Source organism: Inquilinus sp. 2KB_23 (assembly GCF_052115705.1).
Classification (GTDB): domain Bacteria; phylum Pseudomonadota; class Alphaproteobacteria; order DSM-16000; family Inquilinaceae; genus Inquilinus; species Inquilinus ginsengisoli_A.
In genome coordinates, this window is sequence record NZ_JBFRHF010000014.1 from 120484 (window position 1) to 146726 (window position 26243).

The following is a 26243-nucleotide window of genomic DNA, read 5'->3' on the forward strand; positions in this document are numbered from 1 at the left end:
GCCCTCAGCCGGTCCGGCAATGCGGCCTGCGCGCCCGTCCCCGTCTTCCCTGCTGGCCATGTGCCCGGCGCGCCCTATGATCGCTGCCGTGCCTTGTTCCTGGCACGAGCGATCGGAAGGGTTGCTGCAGTGGATCTCGCGGATGACGGCTTGCACGACCGGGCCCGCTGGGCCGGGATTGCCCCGGACTGGACCGACGTCACCGGCCAGACCCGCAGCGTGGCACCGGAGACGCTGCGCCGGCTGCTGGAGCGGATCGGTGACGCCGACGCCGCGGCGGCCGTGCCGCCCCTGGTCACCGGCCTGACCGGCCAAGCCATCCCGCTGCCGCCCGCGGCCGGGGACGGCGCCGCCCTGCTGGTGCTGGAATCCGGGGCGCGCATCGACATCGCCGTGCATCGCGGCGACGACGGCCGCAACTGGGTGTCGCCGATCCTGGAGCCCGGCTACCACCACCTACAGTTGCAGGATCGCGAGATCACTCTGGCGGTGGCGCCGCCGCGCTGCTTCAGCCTCGACGACATCGCCCGCGGCGGCCGGTTATGGGGCCTTGCCGCCCAGATCTATGGGCTGCGACGCTCCCGAAATGGGGGTGTCGGCGATGGCGGCATCGGCGACAGCGGCGGGGTGGCGGCGCTGGCCCGGGCCGCCGGCCGGCGCGGCGCCGACGCCCTGGCGCTGAGCCCGACCCACGCCCTGTTCACCGCCGAGCCGCAGCGCTTCGGCCCCTACTCCCCCTCCAGCCGGCTGTTCCTGAACCCGCTGCTGGCCGACCCGGCGGCGCTGTTCGGCGCCGGCCGCGTCGCCGCCGCGATCCGGTCGGCCGGGCTGGACGACACCCGCCGCCGTTGCGAGGCCGCCGAGCTGATCGACTGGCCGGCGGCGGCCCAGGCGAAGCTGGCCCTGCTGCGCGCCCTCTATGACGGCTTCGATACCGAGGCCGGCCCGCTGGCCGCCGATTTCGCCGGTTTCGTCCAGGCCGGCGGCGCGCTGCTGGAGGACCATGCCCGGTTCGAGGCGCTGCAGGCCGCCCGCCTCGCCGCCGACCCGGCCGACCGCGACTGGCGGCGCTGGCCGGCGGCGCTGCGCGACCCCGGCAGTGCCGCGGTGGCGGAGTTCGCGGCGGCGCATCCCGGCGCGGTGCGCTTCCACGCCTTCCTGCAATGGGTCGCCGACCGCGCCCTGGCCGACGCCCAGTCCCAGGCCCGGTCGGCCGGCATGCGCATCGGCCTGGTCGCCGACCTCGCCGTCGGCATGGACGCCACCGGCAGCCATGCCTGGAGCCGGCCGTCGGACGTGCTGGGCGGCGCCAGCATCGGCTCCCCGCCCGACGCCTTCAACGCCGCCGGGCAGAACTGGACGCTGGCGGCGATCTCGCCCCGGGCGATGCGCGAGACCGGCTTCGCCCCGTTCCTGGCCACGCTGCGCGCCGCCCTGCGCCATGCCGGCGGGGTGCGGATCGATCATGTCATGGGGCTGGCCCGGCTGTGGCTGGTGCCGGACGGCCTGGCGCCGACCGAGGGCGCCTACCTCTCCTATCCGGTCGAGGACCTGCTGCGGCTGGTGGCGCTGGAATCGCACCGCCACCGCGCGGTGGTGATCGGCGAGGATCTCGGCACCCTGCCCTGGGGCTTCGCCGACCAGCTGGCCGACCGCGCCGTGGCTGGCATGCGGGTGCTGTGGTTCGAGCGCGAGGGCAGCGGCTTCAAGCCGGCCGAACACTGGTCGCCGACCGCGGTGGCGATGAGTTCGACCCACGACCTGCCGCCGGTCGCCGGCTGGTGGCGCGGCACCGACATCGCCGCCCGCGCCGCGCTGGACCAGTATCCCGATGGCGGCGTGGCCGAGCAGGCGCAGCGCGCCACCGACCGCGCGGCGCTGTGGCAGGCCGTCGGCGACTCCACCCCGCCACCGGAGAGTCCGGCCCCGGTGGTCGACGCGGCGCTGCGCTTCGTCGCCCGCAGCCCAGGCCGGCTGGCGCTGGTGCCGCTGGAGGACGTGCTGGGCCTGGAGGAGCAGCCGAACCTGCCCGGGACCATCGACGAGCACCCGAACTGGCGCCGCCGGCTGACACGCCCGGCCGGCGAGGCGCTGGCCGAACCCGATGTCGCCGCCCGCCTCGCCGCAATCCGCCGCGAACGGCAGCGCTGAGGCTCAGTGCAGCGAGGACGCGAAGCCGCGGTGCTGGCCCTCGGCGAATTCCTCGATCATCCGGTCGTTGAAGGCCGGGATGTCGGCCGGCGACCGGCTGGTGACCAGCCCTTCATCGACCACGACCTCGCGGTCGTACACAGTGGCGCCGGCGTTGCGCAGGTCGAGCTGGATCGCCTTGAAGCCGGTCATCTCGCAGCCCTCGATCACCCCGGCGCTGATCAGCAGCTGCGGGCCGTGGCAGATCGCGGCCACCGGCTTGCCGGATTCAAAGAAGCCGCGGACGAAGTCCAGCGCCCGGCGGTCGGTGCGCAGCTGGTCCGGGCTGTGCACGCCGCCGGGGATCAGCAGCCCGTCATAGCCCTCGGGCACCGCCTGGTCGAGCTGGACGTCGACCGCGAAGCTGTCGCCCTTGTCGAAATGATTGTGCCCCATCACCTGCGACGGCTCCGGGCTGACGATCTCGACCTCGGCGCCGGCCGCCCTCAGGGCCTTGACCGGCTCGGTCATCTCCACCTGCTCGAAGCCGTTGGCGACGATGACGGCGATCCTGCGTCCGAAGAGACGTTCGGTCATGCCAGTCTCCATTGCTTGAACGAGCGGTCAGGGAATCGCGCACCGCCCATTCAGGCAATGGTTCCTGGCGGCGGGTGGTTCCGGCCGGGATCAGACCCGCGCGACCATCTCCCGGATCTGCGCCGCGGCCTCGGCCGGATATGAGATCGCCAGACGGTCGCAGACCTCCCGCCCCAGCGAAGCGTGAAGATCGATCGCCGCATCGAGAGCCGACAGGATGCCGGCCCGGTCATGCCCTGCGCAGGTCCGGGCCAGGGCCGCGATGGTGACGGGATCGGCCCAGCGCTCGATCATGCGGGCCCCGTACCAGTCCGTCGCCTCGCCGCGGGTCAGCCGCAGATGCATGCGGGCGAGGTCGAACAGATGCGGCCGCAGCAGACCGTTGAGGCATTGCAGGGCGACGAACAGCTCACCACGGGCCGCTTTCCGGGCCGCCCACAGGCAGTGGTAGAGGAAATCCTGGGTCTTGCCGGCGAACTCCGCCGCACTCCAGATCCGGTCGGGCGGCGCCTTCGGCGGCAGCCGGTCCACCAGACGCGCTCCGATACCGTCCTTGTCGACCAGGATGCGCAGTCCGCGGGCAGCGACGGTGCCGAATTCGGGCGGCATTCCGTCCGCGGCCCAGCCCGCCAGCGTGGCGTGCGGCAGCAGCACGAAATCGACATCCAGCCCGCTGTCGAACAGCACCCGCCGCTCGAACTCGCCGCCGACCGCCGTGGGTTCGACGAAGGACAGCAGCGGGGTGCCGAGCGGCGCCAGCCAGTCCGACGCGTCGAGATAGGGCCGGGGATCGGCGCAGGACAGCACCACATCGATGTCGGAGAATTCATCGGCGGGGTCGGCGCGCCGGGCCTGCGAGCCCACGATCATGGCGAAGCGGATGCCGCCCTCCGCCTCGGCCCAGGGCGTGAGCGTTTCGAGAAACAGATCCGCCCTGGACGGCATGGCCTACACGCCGCCGAAGCCGTCGAGGAAGCGGCCGAGGCAGTCGCCGATCACGCCGACCTCGTAGCCGCCCTCCTGCACCACCACGGTCGGCAGGCCGGCGGCGGCGATGCGCAACCCGGCGCCGGCGAAGCCGTCGGTCGCCACCTTCAGCAGGCCGATCGGGTCGGCGGCATGGCTGTCGAAGCCGAGCGAGACCACCAGCGCCTCGGCGCCGAAATCCCGCACCGCGGCCAGCCCCCGGTCGATCGCGGCGTGGAACCCGTCATCCCCGGTGCCCGGCGCCAGCGGCAGGTTCAGGTTGGCGCCCTCCCCGGCCCCGACCCCGCGCTCATCGGCATAGCCGGTATAGAACGGGTAGTAGACCGCGGGGTCGGCGTGCAGCGACACGGTCAGCACGTCGCCGCGGCCGTAGAACACCTCCTGCGTGCCGTCGCCGTGATGGGCGTCGATGTCGAGCACCGCGACCCTGGCGAAGCGGCCGCGCAGGGCCTGGGCGGCGATGGCGGCGTTGTTGAGGTAGCAGAAGCCGCTGGCCCGGTCGGCCCGGGCGTGGTGGCCGGACGGGCGGCACAGCGCATAGGCGGCGCGGTCCCCGCCCAGCACGGCCTCCGCCGCCCCGGCCGCGGTCCAGGTCGAGGCCAGGATCGCCGGCCAGCTGGCCTCGCCCAAGGGCACCGCGAGGTCGCCAAGATAGTGGCCGGCCTGGGCCACCACCGAGGCGGAGCGACAGGGCGGCCGCACCGTGCCCGGCGTGCCGTTCCAATAGGGCGACAGGTTGGGCAGCACCTCCGGCCCGGCATTGGGCAGCGTGGCCCAACGGCCCCAGGCCCCAGCCAGGAAATCGAGGAAGTCGGGCGCGTGCACCGCCAGCGCCGGGGTCAGGCCGCGATCGGCCGGCCGTTCGGCCGCGATGCCGCGCGCGACCAGGGCGGCGAGCAGCGGGTCGACCCGCGCCGGCACGTCCTGCGGCGCAGCCAGACGCCCCGCCCGCATGAATTGCTGCGGCGTGTGCAGGCGCTGGTCGGGATGGAAGAAGGCGCGCATCGGCGATCCTCGGGTAGCAAAAGCGGAAGGGGCGGTCAGAGACCGCTTGGAAATGCGCTGGTGTGAGTCGGCTGGCGGTGGTTTCGAGAACCGGAGCGCAGCGGACATTTGGGTCCGTGAGCACCGGAAGCGCAGAAACCGCCGTCAGACGGCCACACCAGTAGCGTTTCCATGCGGTCTCTCAGACGGCCTTGACCTCGATCAGGGTGGGCCGGGTGTCGTCGAAGGCGGCGGCCAGGCGCTGCGGCAGGTGGCGCGGATCCTCGACGGCGGCATAGCCGCAGCCATAGGTCGCGGCCATGGCGTCGAAAGCCGGCGGCGCGATGTCGACGCCCAGCCGGGCGATGCCGGCCTTGTCCATGCCATAGGCGATCTGGCCCAGGCCGCGGTTGTTCCAGACCACGACCGGCAGCCCCAGGCCGAGATCGGCGGCCGTCCCCAGCTCCTGGCAGGTGAAGCCGAAGCCGTAATCGCCGGCCAGCGCCACCACCTGCGCCTCCGGCCGCGCCAACTTGGCCCCGATCGCCGCGGGCAGGGCGTAGCCCAGCGTGCCGAAGCCGACCGGGTGCAGCCAGCCGCGCGGCTGCCGCGAGGGGAAGCAGACATTGCCAGTGTAGGCGATCTGGGTCATGTCGCTGACCACCACCGCATCGTCCGGCAGCGCGTCGCGCAGCCGCTCCAGCAACGCCAGGTGATCGGCCTTGTCGCCGAACTCCGCTTCGTCGGCGGCGCGGCGCAGCGGCGCCAGGTCGCCGGCCCAGGCCGGGCGGCCGCTGCGGTCGGCCAGCGCCGCGGCCAGCCCTTCCAGCGCCTGGGCCGCATCGCACAGCAGCGGCACGGTCGGCCGGAAATCCCGCACCAGCACGTCGGGGTCGATGTCGACCCGGATCAGCGCGCCCTTGAACTGCAGCGGCGACCAGCGGTCGTTCATCGACAGTTCGGTGCCGACGGCGAGCACGACATCGGCCTCGGCGATCAGCTTCTGGCCCTCGGCGGTGCCGATGCGCGACCCGATCGAATGCGGCCCGTCATCCGGCACGATGCCCTTGCCGGCGATCGAGCAGGCGACCACGGCGCCGAGGCTGTCCGCCAGCCGCCGGGCCGCCGCCGCGCCGGAGGCCGCACCGCCGCCGAGCAGGATCATCGGGCGCCGCGCGCCGCGCAGCAGCTCCACCGCCTGGGCCAACGCCGCCGGGTTGGGGGCGGGCAGCGGCAACGCCGGCAGCGCGCCGGGATCGTCGGCCACCGCGCCGGTCGCGACGTCGAGCGGCAATTCGATATAGACCGGGCGCGGCCGGCCGAGGGTCATGCGGGCGAGGCTGAGATCGGCCACGGCGCGGGCCTGGGCCGGATCGCTGACCAGCAGGGCGGAGCCGACGAGGCCTTCCATCGCCTGGCGCTGGTTGCGCATCTCGTGCAGCTCGCCGCGGCCGAGGCCGAGATCGGCACGGGCGTTGACGGTGGACAGCACCACCATCGGCACGCTGTCGGAATAGGCCTGGCCGATGCCGGTGGCGGCGTTCAGCAGCCCGGGGCCGGTGATCAGCACGCACAGCGCCGCCTTGCCGCTGGCCCGGGCATAGCCGTCGGCCATGAAGGCGGCCCCCTGCTCGTGCCGCACGGCGACATGGCGGACGCCGTTGCGGCCGAGGGCGCGGTACAGCTCGAGCGTGTGCACGCCGGGGATGCCGAAGGCGGTGTCGACGCCGCTGCGGGTGAAGGCGTCGATGATCGCCTGGGCGCAATTGTCAGCCATGAAACCTCTCCCCCGCTGTCGCGACTCGTTTGCCGGAGAGACTGCCGCGACCGCCCGCCGATGACCACCCCCACGACCGCTGCGGCAGCCCATCACGATGATGATAGTTGACAACTAAGCACCAATTTGACAATATATTGTCATTATGACCCCTGTCGACCAGCTCACCGACCTCATCGTCGAGACGTTCCGGCTCAACGGCCGCCTGCTCGCCGCCGGCGACGGGCTGGTGGCGGATCTGGGCCTCACCTCCGCCCGCTGGCAGGTGCTGGGGGCCATCGCGGCGTCGCCGGTGCCGCTGCCCGTCGCCTCGATCGCCCGCAACATGGGGCTGAGCCGGCAGGGCGTGCAGCGCCTGGCGGACCTGCTGACCGGCGAGGGCTTCGTCCGCTTCGACCCGAACCCCCACCATGCCCGTGCCAAGCTGCTGGTGCTGACCGACAAGGGCCGGCAGGCCTTCGCCGATGCCATGGCCCGGCAGCGCCCCTGGGCCGCGTCGCTGAGCGCCGGGCTGGACGCCGGCGAGATCGCCGCGGCGCTGCGCGTCGCGACGCAGCTGCGCGAACGCCTCGACCGCGCCGAGCCGCCCGAGGCCCTTTGATCCGGCCAACCCCCAACCCAAGGAGCCCCACCATGCCGAAATTCGTCGAACTCGACGCCCATGTGACGCTGGCACAGCAGCTTGCGGACGAGGACGGTCCCGTCATCCTGATCAACAGCTTCAGCGTCGCGCCCGAGGAGGCGGATGCCCTGCTCGCGGCCTGGACGCGGGACGCCGCCATCATGAAGGCGCAGCCCGGCTTCATCTCGACCCAGCTGCATCGCGGCATCGCCGGCAGCTCCGCCTTCCTGAACCAGGCGGTGTGGGAAAGCACGGCGCATTTCCGGGCGGCGTTCGGCCAGAAGGCGTTCCGCGACGCGCTGGCCAACTATCCCGCCAGCACGGTGGCGACGCCGCATCTATTCCGCAAGGTCGGCGTCCCCGACATCTGCGTCGCCTGAGCCTTGCGGCGCCGGCGGACGAAACCGCTGGCAACGCACGGCCGACCGGCGCCAGGATCGCGCCGGCAACGGGAGACGACGCGATGCCTGAGGAAACGGATGTCGCCGCGCATTACGCGCGGGATGGGCTGGAGGCGGCGATCCTGGCCGGGCTGCGCGCCGCCGGCCGGGATCCGGAGCGGCTGGCGCCGGCCGATCTGGCGCCGGTCGACGAATTCCACATCGGCGGCCGCGAGGCCACCGAGGCGCTGGCCGGGCAGCTCGACCTTCGCCCCGGCCAGGCGCTGCTGGACATCGGCAGCGGCCTCGGCGGGGCCGCGCGCCATTTCGCCCAGGCCCATGGCTGCCGCGCCTGGGGCGTCGACCTGACCGCCGATTTCGTCGCGGTCGCCACCAGCCTGGCCGGACGCGTCGGGCTGGCCGACCGGGTGCGCTACATCGAGGGCAGCGCGCTGGCCCTGCCCTTCCCCGCCGGCACCTTCGACGCGGCGACGCTGCTGCATGTCGGCATGAACATCGCCGACAAGCCGGCGCTGTTCGCCGAGGCGCGGCGGGTGCTGAAGCCCGGCGCCGTCTTCGGCGTCTACGACGTGATGCGCACCGGCGACGGCGAGCCGGCCTATCCGGTGCCCTGGGCGACGACCGCGGCGGGCAGCGCCCTGGCCACCCCCGACGCCTATCGCCAAGCCCTGGCGGGCGCCGGCTTCAGCGTCGCCGCCGAGCGCAACCGGCGGGATTTCGCCATCGACTTCTTCCGCCGCCAGCGCGCCCGGATGGCGGAACATGGCCAGCCACCGCTGGGGCTCCACCTGGTGATGGGGCCGGAGGCCGGGCGGAAGATCGCCCATCTCGCGGCCGCCATCGAAGCCGGGGTGGTCGCACCGGTCGAGATGATCTGCCGGGCGACCTGATCCCGGAAGGCCCGATCAGGCCGTTGCTTCGACCAGCCGACCCCGCACCGGCCGCGAGCCTCGGCCGATCGCCAGCACCAGGAAGGCGGTGCCGACGCAGATCAGCCCGGCGATGATGAAGGCGGCGAGGTAGCCGTCCAGCGCCGTGCGCATCACCCCGGCGCCGAAGGCCGCGGTGGCGGCGCCGACCTGGTGGGCCGCGGCGATCCAGCCGAACACCACCGGCGCATCCTCCTTGCCAAAGGCGTCGTTGGTCAGCTTCAGGGTCGGCGGCACGGTGGCGATCCAGTCCAGCCCGTAGAACACGGCGAAGATCGACAGGCCGTAGAAGCTGAAGCCGGAGAACGGCAGGTAGATCAGCGACAGGCCGCGCAGCCCGTAATACCAGAACAGCAGCCAGCGGCTGGAGTAGCGGTCGGACAGCCAGCCCGAGGCGGTGGTGCCGAACAGGTCGAAGATTCCCATGGCGGCCAGCAGCGCGGCGCCGGTGGTGGCCGGGATGCCCTGGTCCAGGCAGGCCGAGATCAGATGGGTGCCGATCAGGCCGTTGGTGGTCAGGCCGCAGACGAAGAAGCTGCCGGCCAGGAGCCAGAAGTCGCGCACCTTCGCGGCCCGGCCGAGGATGCGGAAGGCGGTGACCAGCGGGTTGCCGGTGGTGACGACCGGCTGGGCGCCGGCCGGCTCGCCGTAGCGGGTGAGGCCGATGTCCTGCGGCCGTTCCGGCAGCAGGAAGTAGACGATCGGGAAGACGGCCGCGGCGACGGCGGCGACGGTCCAGGCCACCGGCTTCCAGCCGTAATCCTCGACGATCGCGGCCAGGATCGGCAGGAACACCAGCTGGCCGGTGGCCGCGCTGGCGGTCAGCAGGCCCATGACCAGGCCCCGCCGCTCCTGGAACCAGCGGTTGACGATGGTGGCGCCGAACACCATCGCGGCGATGCCGCTGCCGAAGCCGACGAAGACGCCCCAGGTCAGCACCAGCTGCCATTCCTGGGTGATCAGGGTCGAGGCCGCGACCGCGACGGCCAGCAGCGCCAGGGCGAACAGCACCACCGGGCGGATGCCGAAGCGCTGCATCGCCGCGGCGGCGAACGGGCCCATCAGCCCGTAGAGGAAGATGTTGACCGCGATGGCGAAGGAGATGCCGGCGCGATCCCAGCCGAAGGCGTTCTCCAGCGGCACGATCAGGATGCTGGGCGTGGCCCGGATACCCGCGGCGGATAGCAGCACCAGGAAGGCCAGGGCCGCCGCGATCCAGCCGTAATGCAGCCGGCCCGACACCAGGCGCGCGACGAAGGTGGTCATCAGCAGCCCTCTTCCCGATCCGGGCGCCCCGTCGTTGCGACTGGACAACAGCCCCGGTCCGGCCCAAATGTAACCGATCGGTTCGTCGGCTGCCAAGAGGTACGAACCGATCGGTTACATGTCAAGGCCCGAGAGGTGTGGTTATGTCGAAGCCGAAGACGGTCGGAGCGCCGCAGGACGAGGCATCCCCGCTGCGGGCCCGCGACCGGATCTTCGCCGCCGCCGACGACCTGTTCTACCGCCACGGCATCCGCGCCGTCGGGGTCGACGCGATCGTCAAAGAGGCGGGGGTTGCCAAGATCAGCCTGTACCGCAGCTTCCCGTCGAAGGACGATCTGGTGGTCGCCTATCTCGCGGACCGCAACGCCGACTACTGGCGGCGCTGGGATCGGGCCTTCGCCAAGCACGAAGGCGACCCGCGGGCCCAGCTGCGCGCCATGATGGAGCATCTGGCCGACCGCACCACGGCGCCGGATTACCGCGGCTGCCCCTTCACCAACGACGCCACGGAGTTCCCGGAGCCGAGCCATCCCGGCCGCCAGGTCGCCGAGGCCAACAAACGCGAGCTGCGGCTGCGCCTGCTGCGGCTGGCCGAGGCGCTGGGCGCGCCGGAGCCCAAGCTGCTGGCCGACGGCCTGGTGCTGCTGGTCGAGGGCGCCTACGCCATCAGCCAGACCCTGGGCGGCCGCGACGGCCCGGGCAAGGCCGTCGCCTGGGCGGCCGAGGCGCTGGTCGAGGCGCAGCTGGGACGGGGCGGCGCGGAGGCGGGTTGAGGTGGCCCTCCCTCGGAGGCTCGGCCCCTATAGGCCCCGTGGATCGAACACCAGGGTGAACGGCCCGTCCGGCCACCCACCCTGCGGTGTGGGCCACGGCTGACAGAGCGGATTCAGCACGGCGCGGACGGCATTCCGCGCCACATCGGGGTTGCCGCCATCGTCGACGATGCTGACGGTGTCAGGCGAGACGGTGCCGTCGGGCTTCACCCTGGTCACGCGAAGCGTCACCACCGGCAGGACCGGCGCCGCGACGTCGATATTCCAGCACCGCTTGATCCTGTCCCGGATCGCCCCCTCCTCCCCGCGGCTCAGACGGGGCATCCGGCTTTCCTGCTCCACCGCTTTGGACGGACCGGCCGGGACGCAGCCGGCGGCCAGAAGCGCGGCAGCCGCGAAGAGAAGGAAGGTTCGCGCTGTCACGATGGCCGGCCCTCGGGTCAAACGGGTCGGGGCAGGATAGCCGCGCTCGCCCCGCCTTCCCAGGCTCGACCTCGGCCTATCGCCCCTCCAGCCCCAGCCGGCGCAGCTCCGCCTCCCGCCGCGGGGCGTCGGAGGCGAGGAAGAATTCATCCAGCTGCGGCGGCGCCACCCGGGTGGCCGACAGCATGGCGTGGGCCTGGCCGCGATGGTGGATCTGGTGCTGGAACAGGTGCGCCAGGATGGCCGCGACGGTCTCGCGGTAGGCGACCCCGTCCTTGCGGTCGATCGCCACCACCCGGTCGAGCCCGGCGTCGTCGAGGGCGTCGCAATAGCCGACCAGCTCGCGGTCGGTCTCGGATTGGGCGGCGGCCAGGTCCACGGCGTCGGGATAGGGGATCGGATTGGCCGCCGTCTGCCGCCCCGGCCCCTTCAGGTCGGCGAGGTAGGCGCGGTCGACCACCAGGATGTGGTTCAGCGTCCGCCGCAGCGACGGGAAGAAGCCGGTGCGCGGCGCCGCGAACTCCTCCGGCGTCAGCCGGATGCAGGCGGCAAGCAGCCGGGCATTGGCCCAGGCGTTGTTGCGCGCCATCAGGCGGACATGGTCGGCCAGCGACATCGGCATGCGTTTCGCTCCCCACTGTCATCTTGGGGGAAGGCCTACAGGCCTCCCCGGTTCCAGGGCCCCGGCCCGAGGCGGCGGCTCTCGCCGTGCCCATCAGGGCCTGACACAATAATGGTGTGTTCCGGCATCCCGTCCAGAACGCCAGGTCATCAAAACGCCGCGACCCGATCCCATAGCTCTGCCGCTGCCGATGCCCTAGGCTTTCCATCCGGCACCCATGACACCAACCGGAGCGCCGGATGATCTCCCAGGGACCCTACAGCTGGCGGCAGGATCCGGCGGTGCCGCCCTTCCCCGACGACCGGCCGGTCATCATCTTCGACGGGCACTGCGTCATGTGCTCCGGCTGGGCGCGATTCATCCTGCGATATGATCGGGCCAGGCGGTTCCGGCTGCTGCCGGCGCAGTCGCCGACCGGGCGGGCGCTGTATGTCCATTACGGGCTCGACCCCGAGGACTACGAGACCAACATCCTGCTGGCCGACGGCATCGCCTGGTTCAAGTCGGAAAGCGTGATCCGCACCGCCCTGGGCCTCGGCCTGCCCTGGTCGCTGGTGGCGGCGCTGCGGATCCTGCCCCAAGGCTGGCGCGACCGGCTGTACGGCCTGGTGGCGCGCAACCGCTTCCGTCTGTTCGGGCGGAGAGACGTGTGCATGCTGGCGCCGCCGGGCCAGGAAGACCGCTTCCTGACGTGACTGAGCTCCTGCGCGTCCTGGTCATCGGCGGCACCGGCAGCTTCGGCGGCCGGCTGGTGCGGCTGCTGGCGGCCGAACCCGGCCTGACCCTGCTGGTCGCCAGCCGGTCGGCGGCGAAGGCGGAGGCGGCCTGCCGAAGCCTCGGCGGGTCGGCCGAAGCCCTGGCCTTCGACCGCGACGGCGATGTGGCGGCGCAGATCGCCGCCGCCGCGCCGGACATCGTGGTCGACGCCGCCGGGCCGTTCCAGGCCTATGGCGGCGCGCCGTACCGCGTGGCCGAGGCCTGCATCTCCCAGGGCGTCGACTATCTCGATCTGGCGGACGGCACCGATTTCGTCGCCGGCATCGGCCGGCTCGACGCCGTCGCGCGGGCGCGCGGCGTGGCGGTGCTGTCCGGCGTCAGCAGCTTTCCGGCGCTGACCGCCGCCGCGGTGCGGCACCTGGCGCAGGGCCTGGACCGGGTCGAGACCATCATGGCCGGGCTGGCCCCGTCGCCCTATGCCGGGCTGGGGCCGAACGTGACCCGCGCCGTCGCCTCCTACGCCGGCAAGCCGGTGGGCCTGCTGCGCGACGGGCGACCGGCGACGGGCCGGGCGCTGATCGAGACTCGGCGCCGGACCGTGGCGCCGCCCGGCAAGCTGCCGCTGCACAGCACCCGCTTCTCGCTCGTCGATGTGCCGGACCTGCGGCTGCTGCCGGAGCTATGGCCCGGGCTGCGGTCGATCTGGGTCGGGGCCGGCCCGGTGCCCGAGATCCTGCACCGGGCGCTGAGCGGCCTGGCCTGGCTGGTGCGGATCGGCCTGCTGCCCTCGCTGCTGCCGTTGGCGCCGCTGCTGCACGCCGCCAACCGGCGGCTGCGCTGGGGCGAACATCGCAGCGGCATGATCGTCGCCGTCACCGGCTGCGATGGGGCCGGGCAGCCGGTCGAGCGGTCCTGGCACCTGCTGGCCGAGGGCGATGACGGGCCGCTGATCCCGGCGATGGCCGCGGCCGCGGTGATCCGGCGCCGGCTGCAGGGCATCCGCCCCGCCCCCGGCGCCCGCCCCGCGACCACGGAACTGGAACTCGAGGATTACGCGCCGCTGTTCGCCGGCCGGGCGATCGTGACGGGCCGCCGTGAGGTCACCGCGGAGACCGCGCGGCAGCCGCTGTACCGTCGCCTCCTTGGCGAGGCCTGGGACCGGCTGCCGGCGCCGGTGCGGGCGCTGCACGACCTCCACGGCGAGACGCGGGTGGCGGGCCAAGCCACGGTCGACCGGGGCACCGGCCTGCCGTCGCGGCTGGTGGCGGCGGTCATCGGCTTTCCCGCCGCCGGCAGCGAGGTGCCGGTCGAGGTGGCGTTCCAGGTCCGGGACGGCGTCGAGACCTGGCAGCGCCGCTTCGCCGGCCGGCGCTTCGCCAGCACCCAGGAGGAGGGCCACGGCCGGTCCGAAGGCCTGGTGGTCGAGCGCTTCGGCCCGGTCCGGGTCGGCATGGCCTTGGTGCTGGAGGGCGATCGGCTGCGCCTGGTGGTGCGGCGCTGGAGCCTGTTCGGTCTGCCGCTGCCCCTGGCGCTGGCCCCGAACGGTGAGGCCTGGGAGACGGAAGCGGAGGGCCGCTTCCGCTTCCATGTCGAGATCCGCCATCCCTGGACTGGGCTGATCGTGCGCTACCGCGGCTCGCTGGCGCCGGTGGAATGATGGTGGGCCATCCCCCTTATTGTCATCCTCGGGCTTGACCCGAGGATCCAGGGGCTTTCAAGAACAGCTCTCCGTGGCCCCTGGATTGCCGGGTCAAGCCCGGCAATGACAATGAAGGTTGATGACTAAAACCCGACCGCGTCGCCGCCCTTGAGCTTCAGGATGGCGCGGGCCTCGTCCGGCGTGGCGATCTCCGCGCCCAGGCCCTCGATGATCTGGCGCACCTGGCGGACCTGCTCCGCGCTCGACTTGGCCAGCCGGCCCTTGCCGATCCACAGCGAATCCTCCAGCCCGACCCGGACATTGCCGCCCATCGCCACGGCCTGGGCCGCGATCGGCAGCTGGTGCCGGCCGGCGCCCAGCACCGACCAGTGGTAGTCCGCGCCGAACAGCCGGTCGGCGGTGCGCTTCATATGCGCCACATCCTCCGGATGCGGGCCGATGCCGCCGAGGATGCCGAACACGCTCTGCACGAAGAACGGCGGCTTCACCAGCCCGCGCTCGACGAAATGCGCCAGGGTGTAGAGATGGCCGATGTCGTAGCACTCGATCTCGAAGCGGGTGCCGTTCTCGGCGCAGGTCGACAGGATGTGCTCGATGTCGGCGAAGGTGTTGCGGAACACCCGGTCGCGCGAGCCTTCGAGATAGGGCTCTTCCCAGGCGTGTTCGAAGGTCTTGAACCGCCCCAGCATGGGGTAGAGCCCGAAGTTCATCGACCCCATGTTGAGCGACGCGACCTCGGGCCGGAACGTGGCGGCCGGGCGCACCCGCTCCGCCACCGTCATGGTCGCGGCGCCGCCGGTGGTCAGGTTGATGACGCAGTTCGAGCGCTGCTTGATCACGCCGAGGAAGGGCGTGAAGGCCTCCAGCGACTGGTCGGGCCGGCCGTCCCTGGGGTCGCGCGCATGCAGGTGCACGATCGCCGCCCCGGCCTCCGCCGCCTCGACCGCCGCGTCGGCGATCTGCTGCGCCGTCACCGGCAGATGCGGCGACATCGACGGGGTGTGGATCGACCCCGTCACCGCGCAGGTGATGATGACCTTGTTCTGCTGAGCCACTGGATGATCCCTCGTGTGTCCGGCTATTTGACCGCGCCCTGGGTGATGCCGGCGATGAACTGGCGCGACAGGGCAATGTAGACCAGCATGATCGGCAGCGCCGCCAGGGACAGGCCGGTGAACAGCACGCCCCAGTTGGTGGTGAATTCGCCCATGAACACCGTCAGCCCCTGCGGCAGGGTCTTCAGGTTGTCCGAGGTGATCAGGATCAGCGGGAAGAAGAAGTCGTTCCAGATCGGCACCGCGTTCTGGATGGCGACGATCACCATGGCCGGCCGCGCCAGCGGCAGCATGATCGACAGCATCACCCGGAGCTCGCTGGCGCCGTCGATCCGGGCCGATTCCTCCAGCTCGCGCGGCAGGCTGGCAAGGAAGCCGGTCATGATGAACACGGCCGACGGGATGCCCATGGCGGTGTAGACCAGCACCAGCCCGGCATAGGAGTTGGTCAGGCCCAGCGTGTCGAGCTGGATGAACAGCGGGATGATTGCCAGCTTCAGCGGCACGGTCATGCCGCTGAGGAAGAACATCAGCACCAGCGTGCTGAAGCGGAACTTGTACCGGGCGATGGCATAGGCCGCCATGGTGCCGACCACCAGGATCAGCAGCACCGAGGCCGCGGTGACGCCGACCGAATTGGCGAGGTAGCGGACGAAGTTGGTCTCGGTCCACACCTTCTCGACATTGGCCAGCGAGATGGTCTGCGGCAGGGCAAAGGGCGAGGTGAAGATCTCGGCATTGGTCTTGAAGGACGACATCACCATCACGACCAGCGGATAGGCCATGACGAAGGCGTTCAGCAGCAGCAGCGCCTGGATGGCGCCGGTCTGCACCGACCAGCGGCGGTCGAGGGCGGGGCCGGCGGCCTGGCTCACGGCCGCGGTCACAGCTCCACCTCGCGGCGGCGCAGCATCCGGAGGGCGATGGCGGTGACGCCCGCGATCAGCAGGAACATCAGCACCGCCAGCGCGCTGCCCTGGCCGAAATCCTGGATGCCGGTCGTCGTGCTGCCGAAGGCGGTGCGGTAGAAATACAGCCCCAGCACGTCGGTCGACCCGCCGGGCGACCCGGTCAGCCCGGCCATGATGTAGGGCAGCTCGAACCAGTTGAAGCTGCCGATGAAGGTCAGGATGGTGACGATGGTGACGCTGGGCGCCAGCAGCGGCCAGATGATCCTGAGCAGCAGGGTGCCGTCGCCGGCGCCGTCCAGCCGCGCCGCCTCGATCACCTCCTTGCTGATGCGCTGCATGCCGGCCAGCAGCACCAAGGTGGGGAAGCCGAGCCAGTGCCAGACATTGGCCAGGATGATGCTGCCCAGCGCGGTCGATTCCTGGCCCAGCCAGGCGGGCCCGTGCAGGCCGACCAGTGCGAGGGCCTGGTTCACCAGGCCGAACAGCGGGTGCAGGAACAGCTTCCACAGGAAGCCGACGATGACCGAGGACAGCACCACCGGCAGGAACACGATGACCTGGTGCACGCGGTGGCCGGGCAGCGCCTTCAGCAGCGCGAAGGCCAGCAGCAGCGCGGTCCCGTTCTCCAGCACCATCAGCGCGCAGAACACGATGACGTTGTGGTGCAGCGCGTTCCAGGTCCAGTCGCTGAACGGCGGTTCGGTCAGCACCTGGCGGAAATTCTCCAGCCCGACGAAGTCGGACGGCGTCAGCCCGTCGAAGCGGTAGAAGGCCAGGCGGAAGGCCGACAGCAGCGGCCAGGCCACGAACACCGACATGATGGCGGCGGCCGGCAGCAGCAGGAAGACGATCCAGAGCGACCGGCGCCGGGGCAGAAGATCGGACAGGCGGCGCCGGTCGTGGATCATGTCACTTGCCCTGGAACGGCGCGTACCACTTGGCGATGCCCGTGGTCAGGTCGGCGCCCAGCTGGTCGGGGGTGATGCTGCCGGCCATCATCTTGGTGATGTCGCCCTGCAGCAGCTCCGACCCGGTCGGCTTCTGGAAGCGGAAATAGACCACGTTGATGTGCGGCATCGCGGTCTGGTTCAGGGCCGCGACCTCAGCCAGCAGCGGGTCGTTGATCACCACGCCCTTGATCGGCGAGATGTTGCCCAGCAGCGCCGAGAACTTGTCGCCGAACTCTTTGGTGCCCATCCAGTTGACCAGCTTCAGCGCCGCGTCCCTTTTGGGCGATGCGGCGTTCACGGCGTAGCCGCCGTCATAGAACTTGGTCACGGTGCCGGGGTCGCCCGCCTTCGGCGTCGGCGGCGCCACGAAATCCATGCTGATCTGGGGATTCTCGGCCCGGTAGGTCGCGATGTCGAAGCTGCCGCCGGCCAGCATCGCCGCCCGACCGGTGACGAACAGTTGGCCTGCGGTGTCGTAGTCGATGCCTTCATAGCCGGGGGACATCACGTCGCGCAGCTCCAGCAGCTTGCCCAGCGCCGCGACGTAGCGCGGGTCCTTGAACGTGGCCTTGCCGGTGGTGAGGTCGGTGACGAAGTCCGGCCCCAGGAACGGATTGGTGAAGATGGCCACGAACATCTCGTTGAACCAGCTGGTGCCCAGCCCGTTCGCCAGCGGGATGATGCCCTTGTCCTTCAGCGCCTTGCTGACGGTCAGGAACTCGTCCCAGGTCTTCGGCGGGGTCAGCCCGGCCTTGGCGAACACGTCCTTGTTGATGAACAGGCCCAGGGTCTGCGAGGCGAAGGGCAGCGAGTAGACCTTGCCGTCGGCGCGGTAGGTGCCGGCGATCAGCGCGTCGGCCGGCATGTTGGCCAGCGACGGCACCGTGGCCTGGTCCTGCGCCACGAAATAGCCGGCCTTCACGAACTGCTCCAGCCAGCCATAGGCGTGGGTGTGGATCACGTCGCCGCCATGGCCGGCCGCCAGCGCCGCCGAGACGATGGTCGGATAGCTCTCGTCCGGGAAGGACTCGAACTTGACCGTGATGTCGGGGTTCGCCTTGGTGAAATCCGCGAACAGCTCGTTGTAGGCGGCCTTGTCTTCCTGCCGCCAGGTCCAGAACGACAGCTCGACCGCCTGTGCGGCGGTCGCGGCGAACCCCCAGAGGGCCGCCGCGGCCAGGGCCACGCGCCCGATACGCCCGCCAATACGCCAGATGTTCATTTTTCGCCTCCCCTGCACCGCTGCGGTGCTTATGCGCAGGGACAGGAAATCATAGTTCTTGCCGGCTGGCTAGATAGTTTGTAAATCTGCCTAACTAACTCAGGAATGGCGGGAAGACCGTGGGCCCACATCTCATCGCAGGCGTCGATATCGGCGGCACCAAGACCCGGATGATGGCGTCCCGCGGCGGCGAGACCGTCGCCGACCGGACGCTGGCGACCGACAGCTGGCGCATCCGCGAGGTCGAGACCGATGCCGCGGCCCTGAGCGCCCTGGTCCGGTCGCTGTGCGGCGGCGTCGATCCCGCCGCGACCGTGGTCGGCGCCCATGGCTGCGACACCGACGACCAGTGCCGCGCCTTCCAGGCCGGGCTGGCGCGACACCTGGGCGGCATCGTCCAGGTGGTCAATGATTCCGAGCTGATGGCCCCGGCGGCCGGCCGCTTCGGCGGCATCGGCGTGGTGGTCGGCACCGGGTCGATCGCGGTGGCGCGGACGCCGGACGGCCGGATGCTGGCGGCCGGCGGCTGGGGCTGGATCCTGGGCGACGAGGGCAGCGCCCCGGCCCTGGTCCGCGACGCGGCGCGGGCGGTGCGCGGCGCCATCGACCGCGGCACGCCCGACGATCCGCTGACCGACGCCCTGATGCGGGCGCTGGGCACCGACGACCCGACCATGATGGGCCGGCTGCTGAACGAGACCCGCAACGGCGTGGTCTGGGGCCAGCATGCCAGCGCGGTGTTCGCGGCAGCCGATGCCGGGTCGCCCCTGGCGATCGGCGTGATTACCGAGGGCGCGACGGCGCTGGCGGCCCTGGTCGGCATCCTGATCGCGCGCGGCGCCGATGCCGGCAGCGTGGTCGCCGGCGGCGGGGTGATCGCCGAACAGCCGCGCCTGGTGCAGGCCTTCAGGGCCGCCATGGCCGAGGTGTCGCCGGCCAGCGACGTCGTGGTGCTGCGCGACCCGCCGGTGCTGGGCGCGTTGGCGCTGGCCGAGCGCGCCGTGCACGCCGCCGACCAGACTTCCTGAATCCCGACCGGAGACAGACCCATGCAGCGCATTGGATATCGCGACGCCGTCGCACGGCAGCCCGAGAGCCTGGAGGAGGGCCGGGTTGCCATCGGCCGCGCGCTGGACGCGCTCGACCTCGGCGCCTTCGCCGGCAAGGCCATCGGCTTGGCCGGGATCGGCGCCAGCTACCAGGCGGCGATCGCCGGCGCCTGCTTCCTGCGCACCCGCGGCACCCGCGCCTACGCCTATTGCGCCACCGATCTCTATGACGGGGTGGATGCCGCCGCCGACGCCTTCATCGCCCTCTCCGCCTCAGGCCAGAGCCGCGAGACCGCCGATGTGATGCGGATGCGGGCGGACCTGCCGCGCATCGCCATCTGCCGCGGCAGCGACAACCCGCTGGCGGCGCTGACCGGCCTGGCCGTCGGCATGGCCTCCGGCGCCGACAACGGCGCCAGCTCGACCGGCTACACCGGGACGCTGCTGGCGATCGGCCTGCTGGCAGACCGGATTCTGGGCGGCGCGCCCTCCGCCGATTGGGCCGCCTTGCCCGAAGCCGTGGGCGCTCTGCTGGCCTCCGCGGCCGAGCCGGCGAAGCAGGCCGCAAAGCGCCTTTACCGGCGCGCCTCGATCGACCTGGTCGGCGCCGGCGCGGCCTTCGCCACCGCCGGCGAGGCCGCGCTGCTGATCCGCGAGGCGGTGCGGGTGCCGGCCTGCGCCTGGGACACGCTGAACTATCTGCACGGGCCGATGGAATCGCAGGACGGCCGCACCGGGCTGGTCGCCTTCGGCACCGGGCGCGAGGTCCAGATCGCCCTGGATATGGCCGGGTTCGGCTGCCCGTCGGTGCTGATCACCGGCCGCCACGACGTCGAGGCCGCCGAGGAGCTGACGGTGATCCATGTGCCGGAGTTCGGCAACCCCATCGCCGATGCGATCCTGCAGATCGTCGCGGCGCAGCTGATCGTCGCGGAGATGCAGGACACCGCCGGCCTGACCAACATCACCTTCCGCTACCGCCAGACCGACACCAAGCTCAAGCCCTGGTCGCCGACCGAGGTGTAGGAGACCGTCTGCAAATGCGCCGGCGCGGCCGTCTGATGGCGGTTTCTGCGCTTCCGGTGCTCACGGACGACCATGTCCGCTGCGCGCCGGGTCTCGAAACCACCACCAGCCGACTCACGCCAACGCATTTCCAAACGATCTCCCAGGCCTGTTACTCCGCCGCCGCGCTGTCCCCTGCGGGATCGAGCGGCGGCAGGACCACGGCGGGGTGGCGGTTCTCGCCCAGGATCTGGCCCAGCCCGTGATCCGCCGCCAGGCGCATCGCCCCCAGGGCGGTGCCATGGGCGCCGAGCGTGCTGACCGCGATCTCGGTCGGCCAGGTCAGCTGCTTCGCCACGCGCCGGACCTCCCGCAGCATCAGCGGGTTCTGGCCGACACCGCCACCCAGCACGATCAGCCCGGGGTCGAGCATGCCGACGCAGCCGGCGACCAGCCGGCCGATGTCGGCAGCGTGCCGCGCCACCCACAGCAGCGCGGCCTCCGATCCGGCCTCGGCCCGGGCGAACAGCTCCTTCGCCGAGGCCGGCGGCAGGCCTTCCGCCTCCGGCCAGTCCGCGGCGCAGCGTTCGACCAGGGCGGCCGATCCCAGATAATGCTCCAGCCCCTCCCGGGTCGGGATCTCGTGCGGCGACCACGGGAAGGGCAGCCGCCCGATCTCGCCCGCCGCGCCGTTGAAGCCGCGCAGCAGCCGGCCGTTGACGATGATGCCCAGGCCGATGCGCACCCCGACCTGGAGATAGGAGAACACGTCGTGGTTCCGCGCCGCGCCGTAATGGTGCTCGGCGATCGCGGCGCAGTTGACGTTGTTCTCCAAGAGGATCGGCGCGTCGATCCGGGCGCGCAGCTGGCGCAGCACCGCCTCGGGCCCCTTGCGCTGGCCCAGGCGCTGGGTCGACACGATGCGCGGCACGGCGACGGCGACGCTGCGCAGGGTTTCCCCGCCCACCGCCAGGATGGTGGCGCGGGCGACGGAGTCGATGACCTCGCCGATCTCGTCGATCGTGGCGCCGCTCGGCCGCGGAATCGGCTGCTCGACCGTCGCCAGCGGCCGGTCGTCGAGCGAATGGGCGACGGCCCGCACCTGGGCGGCGCCGACATCGATGCCGACGACATAGCCGGCGGCGGGGCCGAGGCCGTAGATCGTGGCGGTGCGCCCGGTCGCGCCCTTGTGCGACCCGTGGGCGGTGACCAGCCCCGCGGCGCTCAGCTCCGACACCGCCGCCGACATGGTCGGCTTCGACAGGTCGAGGATCGCGCCCAGCCGCGGCCGGGTGATCGGGCCGGAGGCGGCGAGCACCCGCAGCACGGCGCGGGAGCTGTCCATCAGGGATGGGGCCAGGGACGGGGCGGTCGGGTCAGCCATGGGCCGGTCTCGGGGTCATGCCCCAGTCTAGAACCGGCGCTCCGGCCTTGCCTATGCCCGTGCTCAGGTCACCGCGTGGCGCCGCTGGAATTCCGGCGCCTCGTACACCCGGCCGGCGATCACCGTCTCGACCGCCGCCACGGCGTCGAACACATCGGCATAGCCGAGATAGAGCGGGGTCAGGCCGAAGCGCATCACATCCGGCGCCCGGAAGTCGCCGATCACGCCGCGGGCGATCAGCGCCTGCATGACGGCATAGCCCTGGTTGTGGCCGATCGAGACATGGCTGCCGCGCCGCGCCCCGTCGCGCGGGCTTTCCAGCCGACAGCCGAGCGGCGCCAGCCTTTCGTCGAACAGGCGAATCAGCAGGTCGCCCATCGCCCGCGCCTTGGCTTCGACATCCGCCATGGCGATGCCGTCATACGCCTCCAGCGCCGTCTCATAGGCCGCCAGCGACAGCATCGGCGGGGTCGAGCACAGCAGGCTGCGGATGCCGTCGGCCCGGGCGAAATCCTCGGTGAAGGCGAAGGGCTCGGCATGGCCGAACCAGCCGGTCAGCGGCTGGTCGACCACCGCGAGATGGCGTTCGGCGACGAAGAGATGGCCGGGCGCGCCGGGGCCGCCATTGAGGAATTTGTAGCCGCAGCCGATGGCGAAGTCGGCCCGGGCCGCGTTCAGCTGGACGTCGACCGCGCCGCTGGAATGGGCGAGATCCCACAGGATCAGCGCACCCTTGGCATGGGCTGCCGCAGTCACCGCCGCCATGTCCTGGCGCTCGGCCGACTTGAAGTTGATCTCGGACAGGGTGGCGACCGCGGTGTCGTCGCCGATCGCCGCCGCGACCTCCCCGGCCCGGACCCGGCGGACGCTGCAGCCCATCATCCGGGCGACGCTGTCGACGACATAGAGGTCGGAGGGGAAGTTGCCGGCCTCGGCGACGATCACTTTGCGGTCCGGCCGCATCCGGCAGGCGGCGACCAGCAGCTTGAACAGGTTGATCGAGATCGCGTCGGTGACCGTGACCTCATGCGCCCCGGCCCCGATCAGCCGCGCCGTCTTGGCCCCGGCGCGCTGCGGCGAGGCATACCAGCCGGCGGTGTTCCAGGACCGGATCAGCCCCCGCCCCCACTCCTCCGTCACCGTGGCCCCGACCCGCGCGGCCACGCCCTGCGGCAAGGCGCCGAGGGAGTTGCCGTCGAGATACAGCACACCGTCCGGCAGCAGGAAGCGGTCGCGGCAGCCGCGCAGCGGGTCGTCGCGGTCGAGGGCCTGGCACTGGGCGCGGTCGATGGTCATGGCCTCAGCTCCGCGCCAGCCGCAGCACCGCATCGAACACCGACGTGCCGTGGCGGCCGATCTCCTCCACCACGTCGAAATGGTGCCGGCCCGGCACCGCGATCGGCGTGCGGGCGAGGCGCGGCCAGGCCGCTTCCATCAGCGCCGACTGGCGGTGGAACTCCGATGGCTCCGCGCCGCCGACCAGCAGCTCCAGCGGCACGCTAGGAATCGGCTCCGGGGTCTCGTGCAGGCTCCAGTCGGCCGCCTGCTCCGGGGTCAGGCGGATCAGCTCATTCATGCTGGTGCGCAGCAGCGGCCGCAGGTCGAACACGCCGGAGATGGAAACCCCGCCGGCGAAGGGCGCTGCCGGCAGGCCGCGCGCCGCCCAGTCGGTGGCCAGCATCGCGGCGGTGAGGTAGCCGCCGGCGGAATGGCCGCTGACAATCACCGTCCGCCGCTCGGCCTCGTCCAGCAGTCGCGTCCAGGCGAAGGCGATGGCGCGGCGGCAGCTTTCGGTGATGCCGGCGATCGTGGTCTGCGGGCACAGCGGATAGTTCAGCACCACCACGGTGAAGCCGGCCGGGACCAGCGCCGCAGCGGCCCAGGACACCTCGTCCTTCGACGAGGCGCGCCAGTAGCCGCCATGGATGAAGACCACGGTGCCGCGCGGCCGGTCGGCGCGGAAGATGTCCAGCACCTCGCGCGGATCGTCGCCATAGGCGAGGCCGGACTGGTGCGGTAGCCGCGCCCGGGTGGTGGCGGCGTTCTCGACCCAGCGGCCGAACACGGCGGCGAGGTCGGGGATGGTGACCCGTGGGTTGTACTCCCGCTCGCACCAGTCCGGATCGTCGTAGCGGAGGGTGGTCATGACCTTACTCCGGCAGCACCGCGGTGGCCTCGATCTCGACCAGGGCGTCGGGCTCGACCAGCTCGACCACCCGCATCACCGCCATGGCCGGGTAGTTCGCGCCCATCACCTCGCGATAGGCGCGGCCGAGCGGCTTGAGGTTGGCGCGGTAGGCCTCGAGGTCGGTGACGTACCAGGTCAGCCGGGCGATGTGCTGCGGTCCGGCCCCGGCTTCGGCCAGCACCGCCAGGATGTTGCGCAGCGCCTGGGCGATCTGGCCGACCATGCCGTCGGCGAAGCGGCCTTCCGCATCCCAGCCGATCTGGCCGCCGACGAAGATCACCTGGCCGCGCCCCATCATGCCGTTGGCATAGCCCTTCGGCGCCGGCCAGCCTTCCGGCTGCAGCGCCACCAGGCCGCCCGGCCCCCGGCTTTCGGGTCGCCCGATCATGGTCACGTCGCACATCTCCGCTGATAGGATTCCACCGCGCTCCGGATGTCGTCCGGGACCGGGATCGCCGCTGCCTCGTTGATATCCGTGGTCACCAGCACCAGCCGCCCGACCAGCACCGGTTCGCCGTCGCGATGGCCGTGGATGGCGAGGCCGATCGAGCTGCGCCCGACCGTGTCGACCAGCACGGTCAGGCCGAGCACATCGCCCAGCCGGCCCGGCTTGAAATAGTCGCATTCGGCATGGGCATAGCCGAGCCCGACCCGCCGGCGCTGGATGATGCCGGCGTAGTCGAGCCCCAGCTCCACCCCGAACCAATCCTCCACCGCGCCCTGCATCATGGTGAAGTAGCGGGCGAAGAAGACGATGCCGGCGGTGTCGCAATGCTCGAACCGGATCGGCTGCCTTGCCGTGAAGGCGGCGGCCGGCAGGTCGGCGGCGGCCAGGGGCCGGGCGCGCGGGGGGCGGGCTTCGGTCATGAGGCCTTGACCGCGGCGGCAGGGGTTTCGGCGATGCGGCGCAGCTGGAAGCGCTGCAGCTTGCCGGTCTCGGTGCGCGGCAGCCGATCGAGGAATTCGATCGCCCGCGGGTATTTGTAGGGCGCGATCTCGGCCTTCACATGGTTCTGCAGTGCCTTCAGCGTCTCGGCATCGGCGGGCGTGCCGGGCTTCAGCACGACATAGGCCTTCACGATCTGGCCGCGGTCCGGGTCGGGCACGCCGACCACGCCGCATTCCTGCACCGCCGGATGGGTCATCAGCGCGTTCTCCACCTCCGGCCCGGCGATATTGTAGCCGGAGGACACGATCATGTCGTCCGACCGCGCCTGGTACCAGAAATAGCCGTCGGCATCGCGGCGATAGGTGTCCCCGGTCACGTTCCAGCCATCCTGGACATAGGCGCGCTGGCGGTCGTCGGCGAGGTAGCGGCAGCCGGTCGGGCCACGCACCGCCAGCCGCCCGACCTCGCCGTCGGGCAGCGTGTTGAAACCGGCGTCGACGATCTTCGCCTCATAGCCCGGCACCACCGTGCCGGTGGCGCCCGGCCGCACCGCGCCGGGGCGCGAGGCGATGAAGATGTGCAGCATCTCGGTGGCGCCGATGCCTTCGGTGATCTCGATCCCGGTGGCGTCGCGCCACGCCTCGAAGGTGGCGGGCGGCAGCGCCTCGCCGGCCGAGACGCAGCGGCGCAGGCTGGACAGGTCGCGCCCCGCCTTCTGCCCCAGCATGGCGCGGTAGGCGGTGGGCGCGGTGAAGCAGATGGTCGGGCGGAAGCGCTCGATGCCGTCCAAGAGCTCCGGCGGCGACGCCTTCTCCAGCAGCACGGTCGAGGCCCCGGCCCGCATCGGGAACAGCACCAGCCCACCCAGGCCGAAGGTGAAGGCCAGCGGCGGGCTGCCGATGAAGCGGTCCGACTCGTTCGGCTGCAGCACCTGGCCGGAATAGGCGTCGCAGATCGCCAGCAGGTCGCGGTGGTGGTGCATGGTGCCCTTGGGCACCCCGGTGGTGCCCGAGGTGAAGCCGATCAGGCAGATATCCTCAGCCGCCGTGTCGACGGGTGCGAACTCCGTTGGGGCCGAGGCCATGCGGGCTTCGAGATCGGCGCCGTCGCCGCCGAAGCTGAGGATGTCCTGCAGTGCCGGGGCCAGCGGCCGCGCCGCCTCCAGGTCGGGCAGCAGCTTGGCGTCGCAGATCGCCAGCCCGATCCGTGCCTTCTCGATCATGAAGGCCAGCTCCTTGGCGCGGAGCAGCGGCATGGTCGCGACCACCACCGCCCCGGCCTTCAGCGCGGCGAGGTAGCAGGCGACCATCATCGGGTTGTTGGCCGACCGCAGCAGCACGCGGTGGCCGGGCACCAGCCCGAAATCCCGCACCAGCACATGGGCGATGCGGTTCACCCGGTCCAGCAGCTCGGCATAGGACCATTCGACGCCGGGGCCGATCAGGCAGGGCCGCTCGCCCCGGCCCTCGGCGACATGGCGGTCCAGCAGCTCGGCCACGCAGTTCAGCCGCGCCGGATACTGCAGCGCCGGCAGGGTGAAGCGGAACTCCGGCCACTGCTCCCGCGGCGGAAGGTTGTCGCCGGTGAAGCGGTCGATATGCGCGCTTATCGTCTCCATCACGCCTCTCCCGTTTCTATCTCTGCCACCCCTTTTTCCTTGTCATTGCCCGGCTTGACCGGGCAATCCAGGGGCCACCAAGAG

At 71.6% G+C, this 26243-nt stretch carries 26 protein-coding genes; 9 read left to right on the forward strand and 17 right to left on the reverse strand.

The annotated features are described in order from the left end of the window. Positions 1 to 150: 150 nt before the first annotated feature. Complete coding sequence (gene malQ / locus AB4112_RS19095; RefSeq protein WP_441722079.1) at positions 151 to 2151, forward strand: 4-alpha-glucanotransferase; 2001 nt, start codon at positions 151 to 153, stop codon at positions 2149 to 2151. 3 nt (positions 2152 to 2154) lie between these two features. Here malQ and AB4112_RS19100 read toward each other — a convergent pair whose 3' ends face one another. From AB4112_RS19100 to AB4112_RS19115, 4 genes are all read right to left on the reverse strand, one after another. Beyond that, positions 2155 to 2727 (reverse strand): type 1 glutamine amidotransferase domain-containing protein, encoded by a 573-nt coding sequence (locus AB4112_RS19100; RefSeq protein WP_309793395.1) that lies wholly within the window; start codon positions 2725 to 2727, stop codon positions 2155 to 2157. A gap of 90 nt (positions 2728 to 2817) precedes the next feature. Continuing rightward, positions 2818 to 3672, reverse strand: a complete 855-nt coding sequence (locus AB4112_RS19105; RefSeq protein WP_441722082.1) for an aminoglycoside 6-adenylyltransferase — start codon at positions 3670 to 3672, stop codon at positions 2818 to 2820. 3 nt (positions 3673 to 3675) lie between these two features. Further along, positions 3676 to 4719, reverse strand: a complete 1044-nt coding sequence (locus AB4112_RS19110; RefSeq protein ID WP_441722085.1) for a histone deacetylase family protein — start codon at positions 4717 to 4719, stop codon at positions 3676 to 3678. Positions 4720 to 4900: 181 nt separating this feature from the next. After that, a complete protein-coding gene (locus tag AB4112_RS19115; RefSeq protein ID WP_441722088.1) occupies positions 4901 to 6475 on the reverse strand; it encodes a 5-guanidino-2-oxopentanoate decarboxylase in 1575 nt (524 codons plus the stop codon). A 145-nt stretch (positions 6476 to 6620) separates the two neighbouring features. Between AB4112_RS19115 and AB4112_RS19120 the strand changes: the two genes are divergently transcribed. From AB4112_RS19120 to AB4112_RS19130, 3 genes are all read left to right on the forward strand, one after another. Continuing rightward, positions 6621 to 7076 (forward strand): MarR family winged helix-turn-helix transcriptional regulator, encoded by a 456-nt coding sequence (locus AB4112_RS19120; protein WP_441722091.1) that lies wholly within the window; start codon positions 6621 to 6623, stop codon positions 7074 to 7076. 32 nt (positions 7077 to 7108) lie between these two features. After that, entirely contained in the window at positions 7109 to 7477 is a 369-nt protein-coding gene (locus AB4112_RS19125) for an antibiotic biosynthesis monooxygenase family protein (RefSeq protein WP_441722094.1), read from the forward strand. Between the two features lie 83 nt (positions 7478 to 7560). Further along, a complete protein-coding gene (locus AB4112_RS19130) occupies positions 7561 to 8388 on the forward strand; it encodes a class I SAM-dependent methyltransferase (protein WP_441722097.1) in 828 nt (275 codons plus the stop codon). Positions 8389 to 8403: 15 nt separating this feature from the next. Here the strand turns inward: AB4112_RS19130 and AB4112_RS19135 are convergent, their stop codons facing one another. Then, positions 8404 to 9693: an MFS transporter gene (locus AB4112_RS19135; RefSeq protein ID WP_309793381.1), complete on the reverse strand. Its 1290-nt coding sequence runs from the start codon at positions 9691 to 9693 to the stop codon at positions 8404 to 8406. Positions 9694 to 9836: 143 nt separating this feature from the next. Here AB4112_RS19135 and AB4112_RS19140 point away from each other — a divergent pair, with 143 nt between their 5' ends. Next, positions 9837 to 10466 carry a TetR/AcrR family transcriptional regulator gene (locus AB4112_RS19140; protein WP_441722100.1) on the forward strand — a complete coding sequence of 210 codons (630 nt, stop codon included), beginning with the start codon at positions 9837 to 9839 and terminating at the stop codon, positions 10464 to 10466. A 27-nt stretch (positions 10467 to 10493) separates the two neighbouring features. On the opposite strand, the gene AB4112_RS19145 is transcribed toward AB4112_RS19140, so the two are convergent. Together AB4112_RS19145 and AB4112_RS19150 are read right to left on the reverse strand one after the other, a co-directional pair. Next, positions 10494 to 10889, reverse strand: coding sequence for a cell envelope integrity protein TolA (locus AB4112_RS19145; protein WP_441722103.1), 396 nt, complete (start codon positions 10887 to 10889; stop codon positions 10494 to 10496). 76 nt (positions 10890 to 10965) lie between these two features. Further along, complete coding sequence (locus AB4112_RS19150; RefSeq protein ID WP_441722106.1) at positions 10966 to 11511, reverse strand: DinB family protein; 546 nt, start codon at positions 11509 to 11511, stop codon at positions 10966 to 10968. Positions 11512 to 11750: 239 nt separating this feature from the next. Here AB4112_RS19150 and AB4112_RS19155 point away from each other — a divergent pair, with 239 nt between their 5' ends. Next, positions 11751 to 12206, forward strand: a complete 456-nt coding sequence (locus AB4112_RS19155) for a thiol-disulfide oxidoreductase DCC family protein (protein ID WP_441722109.1) — start codon at positions 11751 to 11753, stop codon at positions 12204 to 12206. Then, positions 12203 to 13885, forward strand: coding sequence for an SDR family oxidoreductase (locus AB4112_RS19160; protein WP_441722112.1), 1683 nt, complete (start codon positions 12203 to 12205; stop codon positions 13883 to 13885). Before AB4112_RS19155 ends, AB4112_RS19160 begins: the two co-directional genes overlap by 4 nt. A gap of 125 nt (positions 13886 to 14010) precedes the next feature. Here AB4112_RS19160 and AB4112_RS19165 read toward each other — a convergent pair whose 3' ends face one another. Genes AB4112_RS19165 through AB4112_RS19180 form a run of 4 tightly spaced genes read right to left on the reverse strand, consistent with a single transcriptional unit; the run spans position 14011 to position 18026 of the window. Beyond that, positions 14011 to 14943, reverse strand: coding sequence for a 3-keto-5-aminohexanoate cleavage protein (locus tag AB4112_RS19165; protein ID WP_441722115.1), 933 nt, complete (start codon positions 14941 to 14943; stop codon positions 14011 to 14013). Between the two features lie 23 nt (positions 14944 to 14966). Continuing rightward, positions 14967 to 15830, reverse strand: a complete 864-nt coding sequence (locus AB4112_RS19170; RefSeq protein ID WP_441722118.1) for a carbohydrate ABC transporter permease — start codon at positions 15828 to 15830, stop codon at positions 14967 to 14969. Continuing rightward, the gene (locus AB4112_RS19175; protein WP_441722121.1) at positions 15827 to 16762 is read right to left on the reverse strand and encodes a carbohydrate ABC transporter permease; all 936 of its coding nucleotides are present in this window, start codon (positions 16760 to 16762) and stop codon (positions 15827 to 15829) included. The genes AB4112_RS19170 and AB4112_RS19175 overlap by 4 nt, the downstream gene beginning before the upstream one ends. Before the next feature lies 1 nt (position 16763). Next, the gene (locus AB4112_RS19180; protein WP_441722124.1) at positions 16764 to 18026 is read right to left on the reverse strand and encodes an extracellular solute-binding protein; all 1263 of its coding nucleotides are present in this window, start codon (positions 18024 to 18026) and stop codon (positions 16764 to 16766) included. Between the two features lie 119 nt (positions 18027 to 18145). On the opposite strand from AB4112_RS19180, the gene AB4112_RS19185 reads away from it, so the two are divergent. Further along, positions 18146 to 19054 carry an N-acetylglucosamine kinase gene (locus AB4112_RS19185; RefSeq protein ID WP_441722127.1) on the forward strand — a complete coding sequence of 303 codons (909 nt, stop codon included), beginning with the start codon at positions 18146 to 18148 and terminating at the stop codon, positions 19052 to 19054. Positions 19055 to 19075: 21 nt separating this feature from the next. Then, positions 19076 to 20101 carry an SIS domain-containing protein gene (locus tag AB4112_RS19190; protein WP_441722130.1) on the forward strand — a complete coding sequence of 342 codons (1026 nt, stop codon included), beginning with the start codon at positions 19076 to 19078 and terminating at the stop codon, positions 20099 to 20101. 151 nt (positions 20102 to 20252) lie between these two features. On the opposite strand, the gene AB4112_RS19195 is transcribed toward AB4112_RS19190, so the two are convergent. From AB4112_RS19195 to AB4112_RS19220, 6 genes are all read right to left on the reverse strand, one after another. Continuing rightward, entirely contained in the window at positions 20253 to 21464 is a 1212-nt protein-coding gene (locus AB4112_RS19195; RefSeq protein ID WP_441722132.1) for an ROK family transcriptional regulator, read from the reverse strand. Positions 21465 to 21527: 63 nt separating this feature from the next. Further along, positions 21528 to 22760, reverse strand: a complete 1233-nt coding sequence (gene kynU, locus AB4112_RS19200) for a kynureninase (RefSeq protein WP_441722135.1) — start codon at positions 22758 to 22760, stop codon at positions 21528 to 21530. Positions 22761 to 22764: 4 nt separating this feature from the next. Then, positions 22765 to 23610 carry an alpha/beta hydrolase gene (locus AB4112_RS19205; protein ID WP_441722138.1) on the reverse strand — a complete coding sequence of 282 codons (846 nt, stop codon included), beginning with the start codon at positions 23608 to 23610 and terminating at the stop codon, positions 22765 to 22767. 4 nt (positions 23611 to 23614) lie between these two features. Further along, entirely contained in the window at positions 23615 to 24040 is a 426-nt protein-coding gene (locus tag AB4112_RS19210; protein ID WP_309794084.1) for a RidA family protein, read from the reverse strand. A 2-nt stretch (positions 24041 to 24042) separates the two neighbouring features. Next, complete coding sequence (locus tag AB4112_RS19215) at positions 24043 to 24519, reverse strand: acyl-CoA thioesterase (protein WP_441722141.1); 477 nt, start codon at positions 24517 to 24519, stop codon at positions 24043 to 24045. Next, a complete protein-coding gene (locus AB4112_RS19220) occupies positions 24516 to 26159 on the reverse strand; it encodes a benzoate-CoA ligase family protein (protein ID WP_441722144.1) in 1644 nt (547 codons plus the stop codon). The genes AB4112_RS19215 and AB4112_RS19220 overlap by 4 nt, the downstream gene beginning before the upstream one ends. Between the last annotated feature and the right edge of the window lie 84 nt (positions 26160 to 26243).

Excerpts from the sequence above, each read along its gene's own strand:
- AB4112_RS19150 (WP_441722106.1), bottom strand. The coding sequence starts at position 11,511 with ATGCCGATGTCGCTGGCCGACCATGTCCGCCTGATGGCGCGCAACAAC.
- AB4112_RS19195 (WP_441722132.1), bottom strand. The coding sequence starts at position 21,464 with ATGGCTGACCCGACCGCCCCGTCCCTGGCCCCATCCCTGATGGACAGC.
- AB4112_RS19155 (WP_441722109.1), top strand. The coding sequence starts at position 11,751 with ATGATCTCCCAGGGACCCTACAGCTGGCGGCAGGATCCGGCGGTGCCG.
- AB4112_RS19180 (WP_441722124.1), bottom strand. The coding sequence starts at position 18,026 with ATGAACATCTGGCGTATTGGCGGGCGTATCGGGCGCGTGGCCCTGGCC.
- AB4112_RS19130 (WP_441722097.1), top strand. The coding sequence starts at position 7,561 with ATGCCTGAGGAAACGGATGTCGCCGCGCATTACGCGCGGGATGGGCTG.
- AB4112_RS19105 (WP_441722082.1), bottom strand. The coding sequence starts at position 3,672 with ATGCCGTCCAGGGCGGATCTGTTTCTCGAAACGCTCACGCCCTGGGCC.
- AB4112_RS19140 (WP_441722100.1), top strand. The coding sequence starts at position 9,837 with ATGTCGAAGCCGAAGACGGTCGGAGCGCCGCAGGACGAGGCATCCCCG.
- AB4112_RS19190 (WP_441722130.1), top strand. The coding sequence starts at position 19,076 with ATGCAGCGCATTGGATATCGCGACGCCGTCGCACGGCAGCCCGAGAGC.
- AB4112_RS19210 (WP_309794084.1), bottom strand. The coding sequence starts at position 24,040 with ATGATCGGGCGACCCGAAAGCCGGGGGCCGGGCGGCCTGGTGGCGCTG.
- AB4112_RS19205 (WP_441722138.1), bottom strand. The coding sequence starts at position 23,610 with ATGACCACCCTCCGCTACGACGATCCGGACTGGTGCGAGCGGGAGTAC.
- AB4112_RS19215 (WP_441722141.1), bottom strand. The coding sequence starts at position 24,519 with ATGACCGAAGCCCGCCCCCCGCGCGCCCGGCCCCTGGCCGCCGCCGAC.
- AB4112_RS19115 (WP_441722088.1), bottom strand. The coding sequence starts at position 6,475 with ATGGCTGACAATTGCGCCCAGGCGATCATCGACGCCTTCACCCGCAGC.
- AB4112_RS19110 (WP_441722085.1), bottom strand. The coding sequence starts at position 4,719 with ATGCGCGCCTTCTTCCATCCCGACCAGCGCCTGCACACGCCGCAGCAA.
- AB4112_RS19135 (WP_309793381.1), bottom strand. The coding sequence starts at position 9,693 with ATGACCACCTTCGTCGCGCGCCTGGTGTCGGGCCGGCTGCATTACGGC.
- AB4112_RS19220 (WP_441722144.1), bottom strand. The coding sequence starts at position 26,159 with ATGGAGACGATAAGCGCGCATATCGACCGCTTCACCGGCGACAACCTT.
- kynU (WP_441722135.1), bottom strand. The coding sequence starts at position 22,760 with ATGACCATCGACCGCGCCCAGTGCCAGGCCCTCGACCGCGACGACCCG.
- AB4112_RS19175 (WP_441722121.1), bottom strand. The coding sequence starts at position 16,762 with ATGATCCACGACCGGCGCCGCCTGTCCGATCTTCTGCCCCGGCGCCGG.
- AB4112_RS19125 (WP_441722094.1), top strand. The coding sequence starts at position 7,109 with ATGCCGAAATTCGTCGAACTCGACGCCCATGTGACGCTGGCACAGCAG.
- AB4112_RS19100 (WP_309793395.1), bottom strand. The coding sequence starts at position 2,727 with ATGACCGAACGTCTCTTCGGACGCAGGATCGCCGTCATCGTCGCCAAC.
- AB4112_RS19120 (WP_441722091.1), top strand. The coding sequence starts at position 6,621 with ATGACCCCTGTCGACCAGCTCACCGACCTCATCGTCGAGACGTTCCGG.